Genomic DNA, 18,816 nt, shown 5'->3' with positions numbered 1-18,816 from the left:
GCCCCACAAGAGCTAACAAGGATGGTGCCACGTCCTACCGGCGCTACCCGTAAGGATACTTCGCGTGAGGGCCTCCGCGCTTTCCCGCCAGCTGCGACTCCCAATGCCCTGGCTGCCTGGCACACCGCTTTCTCCACGGAGCTGCAGCCATTTGTCCAGCGCCTCAGCGAGTTCCTCACCGTCATCCGCCTTGAAGTAGAAGGCGTGGTCACCACCTACTTCGCGAAAAACTGGAATGTCGCGAGCGATTATCGGGACGCCATGAACCGCAGCCTCGATCAGGGGCAGCCCATACCCCTCTCCGTAAGAGGCCGCGACAAGAGCATCCGCCCGGCCATATAGGGCGGCCAGTAATTCGTCGGAAGCCCTTTCGAACCAGTGCACGCGTGCTCCTTCCTGTGCGTTCAGGCGGGCTATCCGGGCGGCGAACGCCTCAACCATCCATCCATGCTTACCAACGATGACCAATCGCGCATCGCTGCCCTTCCGCCACATGATTTCGAACGCGTCCACTACCTGCGCATGCCCCTTGCGGGGCTCGACGGTGCCCACCATGAGGAAAATAGGTACTGACCCAAATGCCGCCAGGCGCTCCGCGTCCTCGGACGAAATACCGGCGGAAGGAGCGCTGGCGCCAATGTCCGATCCCAGCGGAAACGAACCGATCGGCAGCGGCTTGAGCCTGGCGGGACGCAAGCGGTCGAGCACCCCAACCACATCTTCGCATACGGCGTCCGAAATGCACCACAACGAATCGGCTACGCGACAGGCCGTCGTGAACCATCGGGTAAATACATCCTCCAGCCAATCCGGGAAAAAACGGGGATACAGGATAGGGAGCATGTCATACACGACGAAATGACACGTGACGCCAGCGAGCCTGAAGCGCTCAAGCTCCGCGACACACGACGGAAGATCCATCTGCGCCAGATCCAGACCGAGGAATATGTCGCCCCTGGCTACGTCCACGGCCCGATCCGGGATACCCGTGGCCGGAAGTCCCAACAGCTCACACGTATAAGCGTGTGCATAGACATAGCCACCCTTGCCGTCTGCACGCACGGGCTCGATCCGCCAGTCGCCGGCCGCCCCACGCAGCAGTTCCAAGGTAACGCCGCGAACCACGCGTTCGATCCCCGTTTTGAGGTCATCGTTCGCCGTGACGGAAACGTCGACGAGAATTGTGCGCTGACGGATGACGGGAGGATGATTGCGCGACAAGGCGTGTGCGATCGCTCTCAGATCCTGTGCACGAGTTGTACCCGTATAGTCGATCCCGACGATGCCGTCGATCAGGGAGCGCATGGCTCCCGTGCGGCCCTCATGATGAAAACCTTCAATCGCTTCGTGGTAAAGGCTGGCAACAACCTTCGGTGCATGCCCGTTTACCAGAGCCACACGTGCCCGATTGCCGATACGCGCACGAACATCGCGATCTTCGAGCAGCAGTTCCAGGGCACTCGAGAGTTCTGCATTGCTGAATTCGTCCGGAAGGACCAAGGCCTCGTCCGAGGAAAACTCCGCCATGCTGCCGTGAGCGTTAACTATAGTTGCGATGCCATTGACCATGCAGTCCAGGACCGCTGCGGAAGTTTCGCCACGTGATTGCGTGCGCAGCTGGACGGCGATGTCGGCGGCCGCGAGATAGGTCTCGTACTCAGCGGTGGAGACGTGTCCGGTAATGACTATGCCGGATCCTTCGCGCTCCATTAGCCGATGCAGCAGTTCCGTATAAGCAACATTGGGAGAGTCGCCGACAAAAACGAGCTTGCAGCGCGGATTCCGCGCGAGACTCGAATCCAGCCAGGCTTCGATCAACCTGTCGTTGAGCTTGGTATAGGCAAGGATGCCGAATGAACAGACCAATACGTCACCGTCGAGCAGACCCAGCGCTTCTCGCGCTACTTGACGGGCGTCGTCGCGAGGAGCCTTGCGCAGCAGGGGAATGTTTTTCCACATGTCGGCCGGGCTTGGTCCATACCAGCGCGAAGCAAGTTCCATAGCCGTGCGGGAGTGCACGATCAAACCCCGAGCTTCCTGCAGAACTCTGAGGTTGCACGGGAAAGCGTCCGTGGCGGTCTGCGGGTCCTCGATGGCCGCACGGCCTAAAAGACCCGCGTATCCATGCGAGGCATACAAGGCCTGCGTCCACCAACCCGGCCTTTCCCCGGAGAACTCGAGGTATGCCGCGATACTACTGAGGAAGAAATCGTGCAGAACGACCACGCCGGGATAACGCGCAAGCAGGTCGAACATATACGTATGGAACGTAGAATTGCCTATCTGATAAACGATGCGATCGTAGCGGTCCGCATGCCGCTCGAACCACTCGAGGTCACGAACGCCGCAGTTTGCCGAAATCCAGGCACTATTCAGTTCGGGTTGTTGGATGACAACATCGATTTCATAGTACTTGCTGAGCGCCGGAATCAACTGCGCCGCATAGTCGGCAATACCGCTCCGCGCCGGGGGCAGCGGAGTCAACATCGCCAACTTCGGCTTGGTTACACGTACCGACGCCCCGGCCGCTGGCGATACAGGCTTCTTGTCGACGGCCACGAAGATGCTCTCCATCGCCTCAACCGCGCGACGAGCCGAATCTTCCCAGGTAAATTTCCCTGCGTGCGACAGGCCCGAGCGCTCCAGGTCCTCGCGGAACGCCGTGTCGGTCAAGACGCGATGCAGGAGTGCGGAGCATTCATCCGGCGAACGCGGATCGAACAGGGCATCCGCCCTGCCAATGACCTCGGGCACGCTCGTGGCCGAGCTTCCGATTACGGCGCGGCCGCAGGACATGGCCTCCAGTGGCGGCAGGCCAAAGCCCTCGTGCCACGATGGAAAGACAAATACTCGGCACAAGTTATAGAGCGCAACCAGGTCGTCGTCACTTACGAACCCGGTCAGAATCATTTCCCCTGCACGCAGGCCCAGATGGGTCGCCATGGCCCACAGGGACTTACACTCTGCGGGGCTGGCTTTCCCCGCCAACACCAATTGATGCTCGGCCCTAACAGCCGAGGGCAACCGCGCGAATGCGGCCATCAGTGTGTGGAGATTCTTCCGCTGATCGATGCCCCCGGTGTACATCACGTACTTGCGGTCGATACCGAATCGGGTAAATAACTCCGACACCTGCGCTGGCGAATAGGTGCGCGGCCGGAACACAGCGTCGGCAGCACCGGAAATATTGAACGACCTCAGCGGATCGATTCCTGCGATATCGATACCTTCCTGCCTCGCATGCTGGGAAATGCCGAGCCACCCGTCTGCGGCCGTCAGCGCGGCAAGCTTGCGGTAATACCAATGCCGCGACGGCTCGTCGACCAGGTATTTTTCCTGGTAGATCAACGGAATGAGGTCGTATACGATCGCCACCGTACGCGTGATGCCATTATCGATCAATCCGATCGATGTAACGCTATCGTCGTGGTATCCATCGAAAATACTGCTGACCAAGAGAATGTCGGCACCGACACCGGCTAGCACCGCCTCACGAAGCAAGGCTCCTGATCGCTCGCGCCAGGCGTTCGCCGTATCACTGGATGCCACAGGAGTAGGCATGTCCCAGGATACGATGCGTTCAGGAGGAACTAATCCGATGAATTCATCGCGAACATTCACTCCGGTACCGGGCATTGCCGCATTCAGGGCGATCCAGTATTCGTGTCCGTCATTCCGCGAACACAAAGCTTTCGCCAGCGCAAGGCTATACCGGCCAATGCCGCGGAAACGGTTTTCGTTCTGGCAAGCCTGAAGGTCGAGAAGAATCCTCATTCACCATGCCCCTTCGACGAGCGCACACGAGCGTCCGCACTACGCAGCACCTCGGCATATATCGCGGCGCTGGAAGAAAGGACTTCAGGAACAGCGGACGTCGACGTCCCCGGCGAGCCGTCATCCACCGGTAACCCATGGAAGCGAAGTATTCGGCCACGAAGCCGTGGCATGCGGTGCAACGCCGCTCGTCCCAGTCGTCTTACGATAGGCACCCGAGCAGCCAGGTGCAATGCGGATCCCGACACCTTGCGCACGAGCTCCCGACGACCGCCGTGGACCAAGGGATGCGACACGAGACGCCTCAGAACGCGGAACGGCCGCGTCAGGCGCCAGGACGAGCTGCGAAGAATCTTTTCGTACAGATCCCGCCAATACGACACCTGCAGTTCAAGCTCGGCACGCACACCTTCAAGATCACGCGCATGCGCTTCGAGAACACGGACGTATTCGCGAAGATTGACGATTTCTCCCTGTTGCAGATCGATGCGGGCGGCGTGTTCGGCCAATGCCTCCTCGGCGACGAACAACTGGCTGCGATAAGTCCTCGCCGAGCGTGCATCCCCGAGGAGCTCGTCGAACTCCTTTCGCATCCGTTCACCTTCATCGCGGGCAGCCTGGAGCTGTTTGCTCAACAGCGCCCGCTCGGCGCGAAGGCGACGGAAACGTTCCCGCAGCGCAATCACCTGATCGCGGTCGGAGCCCTCGCCTGACGTGACATGGTCGCGTTTCGCCAAAAACCGGTCACGAGCCAACTCGGACTCCTTCAGGTCGCGTTCGAGGCGCTCGGCGTGATGACGCAACCAGTGCACGGACATGCGCTCGTAGTCGTCGAAGAAGTTGGGCGGATAGCGAAACGCCCCCTTCAGTTCGTCGTACTTTTCGCGAGCGAGATAAAAGCGATTCAATCCGTCGGCGTAGACAAACACGTAGCCATGCGAGAGCAAGCCAGGTTCCCATTCAGCGTGTGTCTCGACCTGCGAATTGGGAGCCGTCGCCTCGACGAGCACTACCCAGGGCCGGAACTCGACCAGGCCCATCCCCGCCAGAACCTTCGCCTCGTGTCCCTCGACATCAACCTTCAGGAAATGAATGACCCCCACACCATTTTCACGGCAAAGATCGTCTAGCGTCGTGGCTGGAACCTCGAACTCGCGAACCAGATGACCGCTCAGCGAGTGCCGTCGCGCGAGAGCCTCGTCCACCGTCGAAAGCCCGGTGCTGCCCACCTCGCGGATTGTCGCCACGCCCCGACTGTCGCCGACAATCGCTTGCACGTTAATGTCGCGCGGACGATCCTCCTTGAGTCGCTCGAACCAGCGAGGGACGGGCTCGACGTTAATGCCGCGCCAGCCTCGATCGTAGAATGCGCGCGTAACCGAATCATTAACGGGATCCTGCGCACCGACATCGACATAGAATCCCTCAGCCACATGACCAAGGGCGCGATAAAGGATTACATCCTCGGCGTTTTGCGCATAGGAAATGAAGGTCACATCGTCACCTTGAAGACAGGCGGCATCCATGTGCTGCCGACAAAATAGGGCTTGTCGAAGTTGCTGACTGTAAATACCAGCGCGAGGTCACGCCATTCAAAATTGTCCACCAGGTGCGTATCCGAACTGACCAACGCTGTGGACACTGAATAACTTCCGGAGCCCAGGTTCGCGGTAAATGCGGCGGTAAAAGTCACCTCCGTCCCTGCCCGCACGTCGTTGACAACCTGGCTCGTATGATAAGTATTGGTCCCGAACAGCTGCTGCCCGAAACGATCCTTGATCATGTAGCCGAACACGAGGCGGGGAATGTCCGCCACGACGCGAACCTTGACGCGAAGCTCGACGGCCGATCCAACGTTGATGAATTCGACGACCGCTCCATTCTCGTCATGTAGGGAAATCTCGCTCACGATGGCTTCGCCCGTTCCCGAGACGGTCTGCACCGCGCCGCCGTCCTCGAGCTGCGTGACGGCGACGGTCGCATTTTCCTTCTCGGCGATTAAGGCGTTGTACAGGTCGATGACCTCAGAGGGCGAGCCATCCTTGATCAGTCTTCCTCGGTCGAGCAATACAGCGCGGTCACAAAGTGCCTGGACAGCCGAATTGTCGTGCGAAACGATCAGCAAGGTGGTGCCTTGCTCCTGGAATAACCGAATTCGTTCGAAGCATTTGTGTTGAAAATACGCATCACCGACCGACAAGGCCTCATCGACAATAAGAATCGCTGGACGGAAGGCGGTGGCCACACTGAATGCCACGCGCATCTGCATGCCACTGGAATATGTCCGGACAGCCTGGTCGAAATAGTCGCCGACCTCGGCGAAGGCTTCTATATCAGGCATCGCGGCGGCAATCTGCTGACGGTCGAATCCCATGAGGCCGGCGGAATGGAAAACGTTTTCCCTGCCCGTCAGTTCAGGATTGAAACCCATGCCCAATTCAAGAATCGCGGCGATGCGACCGACCACCTCGACGCTCCCTTCCGTGGGCGGCAGTGTTCCGGTGATCATCTTCAGCAGCGTGCTCTTACCAGCACCGTTCTGGCCGATAATGCCGACCGCTTCGCCAGGCGAGACTGAAAACGAGACTTCGCGTACCACCCAATGCTGAGACGCGGGACGGGACACCAGGCCGAACCACCGGGCGAACCGCTGGAACTCGCTGGTGTACTCATGGAACGCCTTACCGACGCGATTAACCTTCAGTACCGCGCTCATAGGACGTCCACCATTTCGGCATTGGCACGACGAAACAGGAACAGCGAAAGCGCCAGCAACAACAAGGATCCCACCGCAATATACGCCAGGTGCTCAAGATGGGGCGATGTTCCGTAGAGCAACACGTCCTGGAATCCAGAAGCGATGAAATACATTGGGTTCAGGTGGATGATGTGTTGGAACTGCTCCGGCAGGATCGCGGGCATGTAGACGATCGGCGTCATCCAGAACCAGAGTTGCAGGACGACGACCATGACCTGTCCGATATCGCGGACAAAGACGTTCAAGATGCCCAGGATCAGACCGAGGCCCACTGAAAACGCGAGGTTAATGGGGATCAGCACAAGCAGCCACAGCATATTGGCGCTCGGCATGTGGCCGACAAGCAGGAATACGCCAACAGCGGCAAGCAGCAAGAGGAGGTTGTTCACGAGCGCTGAGCCAGCGACTATGAGAGGCAAGCTGATGCGCGGGAAGACTATTTTTTTGAGCAAGTTGCCGTTGTCGACAAAGATCGTGAGGCAGCGGCTCACTGTCTCCGCGAAAAGCGACCATGCCACCATCCCAGAGATCAGGTAGATAACGTATGCGTATTTGTTGTCGGTGCCCGGAAGACGGCTGCCCATGATTCGCGAAAGTACGACGGCATAGATCGCAACCTGTGCAAGTGGCTGCAGGATCATCCACAGCCCTCCCAGCTTGCTGCGCGCGAAGCGCATCTTGAGGTCGTTGCGGATGGACGAAAAGATGAAATGGCGGTAAAGCCATACCGCGCGAAGAAGATTTTGCATGGGCTAGACCCCCGGCCAATCAAGGGACGCTTCGTTGACACCCGCACCGGATGTGAAATACACATTCTCACTTGGCACGGATTTGCAAGTGCGCGCCCCTGGGCTGCCTGGATTTTCCGCGAAAAGACGTGATGTCAGCGTGGGGCCCCATGCTCCACGCCTGTCAACGGCACGCAAATCAGTGTTCCAACGCATGCGCGAGTTCCGCCCGCAGGTCATTGACATCCTCCACGCCAACCGAAAGACGGATCAGGCCGTCACTGATGCCAAGGCGCTTGCGGTTAGCGACCGGCACCGATGCGTGGGTCATCAGCGCGGGATGCTCGATCAGGCTCTCCACACCACCGAGCGACTCGGCCAGCGCGAACAGTTCGCAGCGTTCGAGCATGCGGCGTGCCTTGCGCAGCCCTCCCTTTAACTGGACCGAAACGATGCCGCCGAAGCCTTCCATCTGACGACGCGCGAGGACATGCTGCGGGTGCGACTTCAGCCCTGGGTATATCACGCGCTCGACGGCCGAGTGCTTCTCGAGCCAGCGAGCCAGTTCCAGTGCGGAGGCGCAATGCGCCTGCATTCGTAGTGAAAGCGTTTTCAGGCCGCGCAGAGCAAGGAACGAGTCGAACGGACCGGAGACCGCGCCGACGGAGTTCTGCAGGAAAGCCATCTGCTCGGCGAGTTCCTGAGTCGCCGCTACCACTATCCCGCCGACCATATCGGAATGACCATTGAGGTATTTGGTCGCCGAATGCAGTACCAAGTCTGCGCCTAATTCGATCGGCCGCTGGACGATCGGTGAGCAAAAAGTGTTGTCGACCACCAGGAGCAGGCCATGCTTCCTGGCGAACGCCGCCACTTTCGCGAGGTCCACCAACTTCAACATCGGGTTGGTTGGCGTTTCCGCCCAGATCATTCGCGTATTCGGCTTCAGGGCAGCCCGCAGGGCCGCGCCATCGTTCAGGTCAATGAAGTCGAAATCCAGCCCCGCCGTGCGGCGGCGAACCCTTTCAAAAAGACGATACGTGCCGCCGTACAGATCGTCCATGGCGATGACATGGCTGCCGGAGTCCAACAGGTCCAGCACGGTCGCTGCCGCGGCCAGGCCCGACGCGAACGCGAAGCCCCCCACGCCACCCTCGAGATCGGTCACGCAGCGCTCGTAAGCGCCCCGCGTCGGGTTCTGGGTGCGCGAGTATTCGTATCCCTTGTGGCGCCCAGGACTCTCCTGAACGTATGTGGAGGTCGCATAGATCGGCGTCATGATCGCGCCGGTGGAAGGGTCGGGGGCCTGCCCTGCGTGGATAACGCGGGTCGCCAACGCCAATTTTCCGCCTTTCGCTGTCTTCTTCATCAGTCCGTCCGTCCGGGGCCGCCCGAGCAGCCAAAGCCCCGTATCTTACCGCCCGCCCCCCATGAAACCTATTGGTCCCAGGGTCCGCGTTCACGATACCGTGGCACGGAACGCTGGCGCCAATCTCAACGCTATTGAGATGAAGGCGAAGCCAACCCAGCCATTCGCTTTGTGCACTAACCCGTTCCAAGGCATTATCTCGCGCTCGACGCTGCCGGCCTCGAAGCCGTATTCAAGGAGTTGACCCATGATCCCGCCGTCCGACGGCAACTGCATTCTCGTGACAGGCGGCGCCGGCTTCATCGGTGGCAATTTCGTTCTGGCGGTCCGTGCGTCCGGACGGATGGTCGTGAATCTGGACAAGCTCACCTATGCCGGCAACCTCGACACACTGGCTACCCTGAGGGGAGACGTGGGCCATGTTTTCGTTCAGGGTGACATCGGCGATCGCAGCCTCGTAGGGCGCCTCCTTGCCCAATACCGCCCTGTCGCCCTGATCAATTTCGCCGCGGAGTCACACGTAGATCGCTCGATCGACGGCCCGGCTGCCTTCATCGATACGAACGTGGTCGGTACCCTTGCCCTGCTGGAGGCCACGCGGGATTACTGGCGCAGCCTCGACGAACACGCCGCCGCCGCCTTCCGGTTCCTTCATGTGTCCACCGACGAGGTCTATGGGTCGCTCGGCGCTACGGGTCGATTCACCGAGGAAACCGCGTATGCGCCCAATTCGCCGTACGCGGCATCGAAGGCTGCCTCAGACCATCTGGTCCGGGCGTTCTTCCATACGTACGGCCTCCCCGTGCTGACTACGAATTGCTCGAACAATTACGGCCCGTTCCAGTTTCCGGAAAAGCTGATTCCGCTGGTGTTGAACCGTGCGCTGGCGGGCGAATCGCTTCCCGTCTACGGAGATGGCGGCAACGTTCGGGACTGGCTCCATGTCGCCGATCATTGCGATGCCCTGCTGACAGTGCTTGCCCGAGGCATCCCCGGCCGGACATACAATATCGGCGGGCATGCCGAAAGGCGAAACATCGACGTGGTCCGGCACATCTGCACCCTGCTCGACCGACTCGCGCCACGCTCAGAGGGACGGCATGAGTCACTGATCGAGTTCGTCACTGATCGGCCAGGCCACGACCGCCGTTACGCCGTCGACACCACGCGGATCCAGAGGGAACTAGGCTGGACACCCGGTCACAGCTTCGAATCCGGGATCGAGGCCACCGTGAAGTGGTACCTCGCCCATCGCGATTGGACGCAGCGCGTACTGAATGGAAGCTACCGGATGGAGCGCCTGGGCGCATGATCACGAAAAAGGGAATCATACTCGCCGGCGGTTCCGGAAGCCGTCTCTTTCCGGTGACCCGGGCGCTCAGCAAGCAGCTTCTGCCCGTCTACGACAAACCAATGATCTATTACCCCCTGGCGACGCTAATGCTGGCGGGCATCCGTGACATCCTCGTTATCAACACACCACATGAGCGCCCCCTGTTCGAGCGATTGCTAGGTAACGGCTCGCAATGGGGTGTCCGCATCAACTACGCGGAACAACAGAACCCGGATGGACTGGCACAAGCCTTCCTGATTGGACGCGAATTTATCGCTGGCGATCCGTGCTGCCTCATTTTGGGCGATAACATCTTTCATGGGGACGGCATGATCAGCCACCTGACCAGGGCGGCGACCGCCGGCATGGGCGCAACCGTGTTCGGTTACTGGGTGGGAGACCCCGAGCGCTACGGTGTGGCTGAATTCGATTCGGAAGGTCGCATAGTGGGAATCGAAGAGAAGCCCGAGAAGCCGAAGTCGAACTACGCGGTCACCGGCCTCTATTTCTATGATGGACGAGTTTCGGAGTTCGCTGCGAGGCTACGGCCCTCTGCACGCGGGGAACTCGAGATCACCGACCTCAACCGGCTCTATCTCGAAGAGGGCTCACTTCGCCTTGAACGACTGGGGCGGGGATTCGCCTGGCTAGACACAGGCACGCACGACTCCCTGATGGAAGCGGGAATGTACATTCAAACTCTCGAAAAGCGACAGGGGCTGAAGGTTTGCTGCGTGGAAGAGGTGGCGTTTCGCCAGGGCTGGATCGACGCAGGCCAGATGTGCGCATTAGCCGATAGTCTCGGCAAAACCAGCTACGCCAGCTATCTGCGGGCTGTGGCCACTCAACCATCAAGATCATGAAAGTCCGTGCCACGTCGCTCGACGACGTCCTGATCATCGAGCCCCGCGTTCATGTGGATGAGCGCGGCTATTTCTTCGAGAGCCACCATGCGGAACGTTACCGCCTGGCTGGTATCGACGCCGCCTTTGTACAGACCAACGTCTCGCAATCCTCGCGCGGAACATTGCGTGGGTTGCATTACCAACATCCCCATGCACAGGGAAAATTGGTGACCGTGATAACAGGTGAGGTCTACGATGTCGCCGTGGATATCCGACGGGGATCGCCAACGTTTGGAAGCTGGACCGCCGTGATGCTCACAGGTGAAAATCACCTGCAACTGTGGATTCCGCCAGGCTTTGCTCACGGATTCTGCGTGGTATCGGACGCCGCTACCTTCATGTACCAGTGCACAACTCTCTACGATCCCGTGGCGGACGCCGCCATTGCCTGGGACGATGACGAACTCGCCATCGACTGGCCGGTTACCGATCCGCTACTGTCAACGAAAGATCGCACCGCCGCCAAGCTTCGGGACGTGGCCAGTGCGCGCCTCCCGGAATACCTGTCGTGACAATTGCACTGCTTGGCGCAGGTGGACAACTGGGAACGGCGCTGCGAAAAATCACAGGCCAGACACCGCATGAATGGGTATATGCAGACCGTCATGCGGATACCACGCGACTGTACGCAAGCACGACGCTCGATCTAACCGATGAAGTAGCCGTCTTTGCCTTCCTGGAACAAAACCGCCCGCGAATCGTGATTAATGCGGCAGCCTGGACGGCAGTTGACCGCGCCGAAACTGAAGAGGCGGCGGCGACCGCGGTGAACGGGGCGGTTCCTGGCACTATCGGCCGGTGGGCCAGGGAAAACTCGTCCCTTGTCATCCACATCTCGACCGACTATGTCTTCGATGGGAATGCGCGGACTCCATATCGCGAGAGCGATCCTACGGGACCATTGAACGCCTACGGTCGCAGCAAGCTCACCGGGGAAGCTGCTCTGCTCCAAAGCGGCGCCGCCCACCTCATCTTGCGTACCGCGTGGCTGTATTCTGCGACCCATCCGTCATTTCTTCGGACCATATTGCGTCTCGCAAACGACAATGCGCAATTGCGCATCGTCGCCGACCAACACGGCACGCCGACGTCCGCCGATACGCTCGCGCGGGCGATCATGCGCGCCGCTGAGCACTGGCTCGCGGCATCGACTGAAGCGCAGGCCTCGGTCGAGGGCACCTACCATGTCGTCGCCGACGGCGAGACCACCTGGCATGGATTTGCCACGGCCATCGTGGAAGGCGCATTCCAGCGTCGTTTCCTTGAACGGCGACCGACTGTGGTACCGATACTGGCCAGCGATTACCCTACTCCGGCCCGGCGGCCGAGCTACTCTGTACTGGATAACATGCGTTTCAAGACCGTTTTCTCGTGTGACCTGCCCCGCTGGGAGATAGGGCTCGAGGACACGCTGGATAACTTGCAACTTAAGAATGGATCGGAGTAATTCATGCTCATTCCCCTCATCCTGAGCGGCGGCAGCGGCACCCGCCTCTGGCCCGTGTCGCGGAAGAATCTGCCCAAGCAATTCTTGTCGCTCACGAGCGATGACACCTTGTTTCAGCAAACCGTAAAGCGCGCAATGCGCTTGCCCGATGCAATCGCTCCGATCGTGGTCGCGGCCGACGACCATCGCTTCCTGGTAGCCGAGCAACTCCAGGAGCTAGACCTCAAGGGAACCAGTATCCTGCTCGAGCCGGTCGCCAGGAATACCGCCCCCGCAATCGCCGCGGGCGCCCTGCAGGCGCTCAAGCGCCATCCGGAAGCCCTCATGCTGGTCCTTCCGGCCGATCACCTGATCGGCGACGACGCCATGTTCGCGGAGGCGGTGGAAAAAGCTCGCCCTGTCGCCGAAGAAGGCTGGTTGGTTACGTTCGGCATCCGCCCGGATCGTCCCGAGACCGGCTTCGGTTATATCAAGCGCGGCGACCATCTCAATGACGCCTCATTCAAAGTCGCCCAGTTCGTCGAGAAGCCGTCATTCGAAGTGGCCGAGCGCTACATTACCGCCGGCGATTTCGACTGGAATTCGGGTATGTTCCTGTTCCGCGCATCGCGCTATCTCGAGGAGCTGGGCCAGCATGCGCCGGAGATGCTCAGAGCAGCGACAGACGCATTCGAACGCGCAAATACCGATCTCGACTTCATTCGTCTGGAAACCGAAGCATTCACCAGCGCGCCAAACGATTCCATCGATTATGCCGTGATGGAGAAGACGTCACGCGCAGCCGTCGTGCCGGTGAGTTGCGGATGGAGCGACATCGGTTCCTGGGATGCGCTGTGGACGTCGGCGGACAAGGATGAGAATGGTAATCGCCTGGAGGGCGACGTCATCGCCATCGGCACCCAAGGCTCGCTGATCCGCTCGCACAAGCGGCACCTCGTTGCCACCGTCGGTCTCAGCGACGTTGTTATCGTTACGACCCCCGATGCAACCCTGGTGGCGCGACGTGATGCTTCTCAGGACGTGAAGAAGATAGTCGACCAGCTCAAGACCGCCGATCGCAGCGAACACGAACTGCACCGTGTGGTCCGCCGTCCATGGGGAAGCTACGATTCCCTTGAGGCTGGCGACCGGTTCCAGGTTAAGCGTATCGTAGTCAAACCAGGCGCCGCTCTCAGTCTGCAAATGCACCATCATCGCGCAGAACATTGGATCGTCGTTTCGGGCGTGGCCGAGGTGACCTGCGACGACAAAGTATTCCTCCTCGCCGAGAACGAAAGTACGTACTTGCCGCTTGGCAGCCGTCACCGTCTGCGCAATCCGGGCAAAGTCCCGGTTGAGCTCATTGAAGTGCAGTCCGGCAGCTATCTTGGCGAAGATGACATCGTTCGCTTTGACGACGTCTACGGCCGAGCCTGAGTTCCGGCTCGTGAGAAGAATGGGGTCTCGACTGCCTGAATCGAAACTCCTCTGACACGTAGACGCCTACGCGGCCGCAAGCATGAATGCCCTCGGAGATCCCGAGGGCATTTCTTCTTCAATGCGAGATCTCAGCCGAAGGTATCGCGTCGATGGGCTCACCGACGGCCTTGGTTTTTCGCTGGATCTTCTTGCGGAAGGCCTGCACCCGGTCGTCCACCATGGCCATTGGGAAGCTGATCGCGATAGAGACGATGATCTGGAGGGCTACCATTCCACGCAGGCTAGGCGTAAAAATTCCCTGTATGCGCAAATGATCGAACGCAAAAAGTACCGGAACGTGGCAAAGAAACAGGGGGTAAGAAAGCTTGCCCAGCCATACTTCGAGCCCCCGGTGGACAGGCTTTACGTCGGCGAGCGCCCATAGCCAGACAATGCCACCCAGTAAACCGACCAGCGTCTCGAAGGCATACGGTTGATCGATGGACGCAGGGAAAAATGAGAGCGCCACCAGGTGCGCTAGCGCAATGCCGCACACCGACAAGACGATTGTCCGGGACCTGCCATTCTCATCCGTTCGCATATCGAACACGATGGACCCGAGGATGAAGAAGAAGAGGGTACCCGGCAGCCACTTGTAGCCCCAGTCAAAAGCGCTCAGATATCCGAACGATGCCAGCGCAAATACTGCGTAGCTGGGTAAGATTAGCGAGTATTTCAACCGCGGGAAGACGACCAGGAGCGGGAGAAGCAGATAAAACTGAACTTCGCTGCCAAGAGACCATGTGGCGGGATTCATGATCGTCGGGTGAACGTTGAGCCATACGACGGTCAAATTGACCAGCCATGACTTGGCATCGAGATACAACTTGCCGTAATGCGTCAAGGCGGTGAACGCCAGGATCAGCACGAGCGACAGTGCATAGAGTGGATAGATACGGAAAAAGCGGTCGATGTAGAACCGCCAGGTATTCGCCAACGTATTTCCGAAGTTATGCCTGAATGAATACGTCATGACGTAGCCGGCGATCAGGTAGAACACCATGACTGACATGGCGCCGAAATGAAAGTTTGGTGTCAGCCCCATATGGCTGAAGGCCACGGCAAGAGCGAGTGCGAATCGGAGGATCCCGAGCATGGCGTTCTTTTTTCCACGAATAGGTGACGGCTGGCGATGATACCTTGTTCAACCAGCTGCCATTACGGGCCAACGACAAAACCCGGAAGTCCAGCGACCCCAGAGGGATGGTTGAAACGACGTCTCAATGGATCAGGGCAGAGAGCTCTTCGGTCTTAGCCACCATCAAGGCGTGGTTACCCCGCGACTCCACATTGAGCCTCAACAGCGGTTCCGTGTTGGATGACCGAAGATTGAAGCGCCAGTCGCCAAAGTCGGCACTGACCCCGTCCACGCGATTGATCGTCGGTTGCTCCGCCTTGTAGAAATCCATGACACGAGAGACGGTGCCAGGCGCGTCATCAACAACGAAGTTGATCTCACCACTGCACGGATAAGCCGCCATTCTCTCTGCGAGCATGTCCTTGAGGCTGGTCCCCAGCTTTGAGACACGCTCGGCAACCAGCAGCCAGGGAATCATGCCTGAATCACAATACGCGAACTCACGGAAATAATGGTGCGCGCTCATCTCGCCACCATAAATGGCATCCTCTGCCCGCATCCGCTCCTTGATGAACGCGTGACCCGTTTTGCTCTCGATCGGAATGCCACCAGCCCGTGTCACCATGTCGATCGTGTTCCAAGTCAGGCGCGGATCGTGGATGATCTTCGCGCCTGGGGATTTCTCCAACAATTGTGCCGCGAGCAACCCGACAATGTAGTACCCCTCGATGAATTCACCTTGCGCATCGAAGAGAAAGCACCGGTCGAAATCACCGTCCCAGGCGATGCCGAAATCGGCGCGGTGGGTGACCACCGCCCGGGCCGTCGCATCCCGGTTTTCGGGCAGAAGCGGGTTGGGAATGCCGTTCGGAAAACTGCCGTCCGGCTCGTGATTAACCCGCACGAATTCGAACGGAAGATGTGGAGCCAGCAGGTCGACAACTGCGCCAGCCCCACCATTACCCGCGTTCACTACGACCTTCAGCGGACGAAGGGTTTTCGTGTCGACGTAACCAAGAAGATGATTGATATAGGCGGACTTGTCGTGGTCTTGGATTACCTTACCACGCGTAGCGGCTACCTCTTCGAAGGCGTCCTCTTCGACCATCTTTTCGATGTCCCGCAAGCCGGTGTCCCCGCTGATCGGACGCGCGCCCTGGCGCACCAGCTTCATCCCATTGTAATCGATGGGATTATGGCTGGCTGTAACCATGATTCCACCAGCAACTTGTCGATTGAAAGTCTGGAAGTAGACCTCCTCCGTACCGCACAGGCCGATGTCGACCGCATCGCACCCTTCGTCGTTCAGGCCACGAATGATCGCCTTCGCGAATGCGGGGCTATCGCGGCGAATGTCATAGCCCACGACGACGGTGCCCATTTCGACCGTGCGAGCGAATGCACGACCAAGGCGGTAGGCGATGGTCTCGTTGAGCTCGTCAGGAACGCGACCGCGAATGTCGTATGCTTTAAAACATTTCATTGCTGGTGATCCGATAGCGTGCAGGTATCCATTGTCGGTCAGTGCGCCGCGTTGCTCAAGACGAATTGTGGCGATCCGACCCCTTGCCTCGCCTGAGTCACAGTCCGCTCCGGTAATGGCAAACTGAATGATCCCGCTTACGTATATCGGACGGCCGTGTTCCACGCGGTTACCCCGCATCCACCTCGCCAATCACCCGTGCGGGCACCCCCACAACGATTGCCCGCGCCGGCACGTCCCGCGTCACCACGGCGCCCGCGCCCACCATTGCATACTCGCCGATCACGACGCCGGGCAGGATGGTCGCCCCACCGCCGATAGAGGCTCGCCGCCGAATATACGTCTGCGCGAAGGTTTCCGGCATCGACCGCGAACGCGGAAACCAATCGTTGGTAAACGTCACATTGGGCCCAATGAATACATCGTCCTCGAGCCGCACCCCATCCCAAAGCTGCACCCCACTCTTCACGGTCACCCTGTCGCCCACCACCACGTCGTTCTCGACGAAGCAATGCGAACAGATATTGCAGTCCTCACCAATAACGGCCCCCGGAAGAATCACGACGAACTGCCAAACCCGCGTACGCCGACCGATGTGCAGGGTCTGCACATCGGCCAGCGCATGAATGAACGCCTCGTCGCTCACTCGACTGTAACCGACTTAGCCAGGTTCCGCGGCTGATCCACATCCGTGCCACGCTGGACCGCCACGTGGTACGCCAGCAACTGCATCGGTACGGTGAACACGGCCGGCGCGATCAGGTCGCCGCCGCCGTCCACGCGCACCATGGCGACGTGTTCGGTGCCGTCTTCCATTTCCGCCCGCTCATCCGCGAACACGATCAGCTCGCCGCCACGCGCGCGCACTTCCTGCAGGTTGGACTTCAACTTATCCAACAGCGGCCCATTCGGTGCCACCGCCACGATGGGCATGTTCTCGTCCACCAAGGCCAGGGGCCCGTGCTTCAGTTCGCCGGCGGGATAGGCCTCCGCGTGGATGTAGGAGATTTCCTTGAGCTTCAGCGACCCTTCCAGCGCCACCGGGAACTGCGCACCGCGCCCGAGGAACAGGGCGTGCTGCTTGTTGATGAAGTGATCGGCGATCTCCAGCACGGCGGGCTCGGTCTGCAGCGCATTCTCCAGATAACGCGGCAGCGACTGCAGCTCCTTGCAGTGTTCGAGGTAACGCGCATTGTCCAAGCCGCGCCGGCGGCCGAGATCCAGCGCCAACAACGCGAACGCGGCCAACTGCGTGGTGAAGGCTTTCGTCGAGGCCACGCCGATCTCCGGGCCTGCCCGGGTCATGAGGCGCAGGTCGGACTCGCGCACCACCGATGACTCGGGCACGTTGCAGATCGCGAACGTGGCGAGGTAACCGCGACGGCGCGACTCGCGCATGGCAGCCAGCGTGTCGGCGGTTTCGCCGGACTGTGATACCGCCACGAACAACGTGTTCTCGGGGACGACGACATCGCGGTAGCGGTACTCGCTGGCCACCTCGACCACAACGGGAATGCGCGCCAGCTGCTCGATCCAGTACTTCGCCACCATGCCGGCGTGGTAGCTGGTGCCACAGGCGACGATATGGATGCCACGGGTCTTGTCGAGGATGGGGTCGGCATCGATACCGAAGATGTTCGGCAGCACGCCGTGCGGCCCGATGCGGCCTTCGAGCGTATCGGCCACGGCGCGCGGCTGCTCGAAGATTTCCTTCTGCATGTAGTGGCGGTATTCGCCGCGCTCGACGGAGTCGGCGCTGATTTCGCTTTCGTGCGCCGTGCGGTCGACGGGGGTGCCGTCCAGCCCGAAGACGGCGACGCTGTCGCGAGTGATCTCGACGACGTCGTCCTCTTCCAGGTACATCATGCGGTTGGTCACCTTGATGAGCGCCTGCGCGTCGGAGCCCAGGAAGTGCTCCCCGATGCCGATGCCCACGAGCAACGGACAACCGCGCCGGGCACCGACGATGCGCTCCGGCTCGTCCAGGCTCATCACGGCGATGGCATAGGCACCTTCCAGCTCGCGTACCGCGGCAGTGACCGCCTCGCGCAGGGACTTGCCCGCCTGAACGTGCTCGTCGATCACGGCGCCCATGACCTCGGTGTCCGTCTCGGACAGGAAGGTGCGACCTTTCGCCTTGAGCGCGTCGCGCAGCGAGGCGTGGTTCTCGATGATGCCGTTGTGCACGATGGCGATGCGGCCCTGCACATGCGGATGCGCGTTCTTCTCGCTCGGCACGCCGTGCGTGGCCCAGCGGGTATGGGCAATGCCCGTACCGCCCGGGACCGGATCCGCATCGTAGAGGGCTTCCATCTCGCGCACCTTGCCCTTGGCGCGCACGCGGCGGATCTCGCCGCCGTCGGCGATGGCCATGCCGGCGGAATCGTATCCGCGGTACTCGAGGGCCTTCAGGCCCGCGATGAGGATGGGCGCGATATCACGCTGCGCGACAGCGGCGACGATTCCACACATGACGCTTCCCC

Annotated in this window: 13 protein-coding genes and 1 pseudogene; 5 read left to right on the top strand and 9 right to left on the bottom strand. The window is 60.0% G+C overall.

From position 1 onward, the window contains the following. Positions 1-12 precede the first annotated feature (12 nt). The 5 genes from ACPYOD_RS08530 to ACPYOD_RS08510 form a co-directional block, all read right to left on the bottom strand. Positions 13-3,774 carry a glycosyltransferase gene (locus tag ACPYOD_RS08530; RefSeq protein WP_481301308.1) on the bottom strand — a complete coding sequence of 1,254 codons (3,762 nt, stop codon included), beginning with the start codon at positions 3,772-3,774 and terminating at the stop codon, positions 13-15. Beyond that, positions 3,771-5,270 carry an FkbM family methyltransferase gene (locus ACPYOD_RS08525; RefSeq protein ID WP_481301307.1) on the bottom strand — a complete coding sequence of 500 codons (1,500 nt, stop codon included), beginning with the start codon at positions 5,268-5,270 and terminating at the stop codon, positions 3,771-3,773. Before ACPYOD_RS08525 ends, ACPYOD_RS08530 begins: the two co-directional genes overlap by 4 nt. Further along, the gene (locus ACPYOD_RS08520; protein WP_481301306.1) at positions 5,267-6,490 is read right to left on the bottom strand and encodes an ABC transporter ATP-binding protein; all 1,224 of its coding nucleotides are present in this window, start codon (positions 6,488-6,490) and stop codon (positions 5,267-5,269) included. Before ACPYOD_RS08520 ends, ACPYOD_RS08525 begins: the two co-directional genes overlap by 4 nt. Continuing rightward, positions 6,487-7,281 carry an ABC transporter permease gene (locus ACPYOD_RS08515; protein ID WP_481301305.1) on the bottom strand — a complete coding sequence of 265 codons (795 nt, stop codon included), beginning with the start codon at positions 7,279-7,281 and terminating at the stop codon, positions 6,487-6,489. The genes ACPYOD_RS08520 and ACPYOD_RS08515 overlap by 4 nt, the downstream gene beginning before the upstream one ends. 178 nt (positions 7,282-7,459) lie before the next feature. After that, the gene (locus ACPYOD_RS08510; protein WP_481301304.1) at positions 7,460-8,629 is read right to left on the bottom strand and encodes a trans-sulfuration enzyme family protein; all 1,170 of its coding nucleotides are present in this window, start codon (positions 8,627-8,629) and stop codon (positions 7,460-7,462) included. Positions 8,630-8,876: 247 nt separating this feature from the next. Here ACPYOD_RS08510 and rfbB point away from each other — a divergent pair, with 247 nt between their 5' ends. The 5 genes from rfbB to ACPYOD_RS08485 are packed head-to-tail and all read left to right on the top strand — an operon-like array spanning position 8,877 to position 13,730. Further along, positions 8,877-9,941, top strand: a complete 1,065-nt coding sequence (rfbB, locus tag ACPYOD_RS08505) for a dTDP-glucose 4,6-dehydratase (RefSeq protein WP_481301303.1) — start codon at positions 8,877-8,879, stop codon at positions 9,939-9,941. Next, complete coding sequence (rfbA, locus tag ACPYOD_RS08500) at positions 9,938-10,825, top strand: glucose-1-phosphate thymidylyltransferase RfbA (protein ID WP_481301302.1); 888 nt, start codon at positions 9,938-9,940, stop codon at positions 10,823-10,825. The genes rfbB and rfbA overlap by 4 nt, the downstream gene beginning before the upstream one ends. Continuing rightward, positions 10,822-11,379, top strand: a complete 558-nt coding sequence (rfbC, locus tag ACPYOD_RS08495) for a dTDP-4-dehydrorhamnose 3,5-epimerase (RefSeq protein ID WP_481301301.1) — start codon at positions 10,822-10,824, stop codon at positions 11,377-11,379. The genes rfbA and rfbC overlap by 4 nt, the downstream gene beginning before the upstream one ends. Continuing rightward, positions 11,376-12,314: a dTDP-4-dehydrorhamnose reductase gene (gene rfbD, locus ACPYOD_RS08490; protein ID WP_481301300.1), complete on the top strand. Its 939-nt coding sequence runs from the start codon at positions 11,376-11,378 to the stop codon at positions 12,312-12,314. Before rfbC ends, rfbD begins: the two co-directional genes overlap by 4 nt. Positions 12,315-12,317: 3 nt before the next feature. Further along, a complete protein-coding gene (locus ACPYOD_RS08485) occupies positions 12,318-13,730 on the top strand; it encodes a mannose-1-phosphate guanylyltransferase/mannose-6-phosphate isomerase (RefSeq protein ID WP_481301299.1) in 1,413 nt (470 codons plus the stop codon). A gap of 118 nt (positions 13,731-13,848) precedes the next feature. On the opposite strand, the gene ACPYOD_RS08480 is transcribed toward ACPYOD_RS08485, so the two are convergent. The 4 genes and pseudogenes from ACPYOD_RS08480 to glmS all read right to left on the bottom strand — a co-directional run bounded on the left by ACPYOD_RS08480 (position 13,849) and on the right by glmS (position 18,805). Continuing rightward, positions 13,849-14,868, bottom strand: coding sequence for an acyltransferase family protein (locus tag ACPYOD_RS08480; protein WP_481301298.1), 1,020 nt, complete (start codon positions 14,866-14,868; stop codon positions 13,849-13,851). 124 nt (positions 14,869-14,992) lie between these two features. Further along, positions 14,993-16,333: a phosphohexomutase domain-containing protein gene (locus ACPYOD_RS08475; protein WP_481301324.1), complete on the bottom strand. Its 1,341-nt coding sequence runs from the start codon at positions 16,331-16,333 to the stop codon at positions 14,993-14,995. 181 nt (positions 16,334-16,514) lie between these two features. After that, positions 16,515-16,979 (bottom strand): annotated as a pseudogene (locus ACPYOD_RS08470) (acyltransferase); the annotation flags it as partial. Then, positions 16,976-18,805, bottom strand: a complete 1,830-nt coding sequence (gene glmS / locus ACPYOD_RS08465) for a glutamine--fructose-6-phosphate transaminase (isomerizing) (RefSeq protein WP_481301297.1) — start codon at positions 18,803-18,805, stop codon at positions 16,976-16,978. The pseudogene ACPYOD_RS08470 and the gene glmS, both read right to left, overlap by 4 nt. Between the last annotated feature and the right edge of the window lie 11 nt (positions 18,806-18,816).

It is taken from the genome of Luteibacter sp. HAY1-4A, from assembly GCF_056755355.1.
This window is presented reverse-complemented; position numbering and strand designations above follow the sequence as displayed.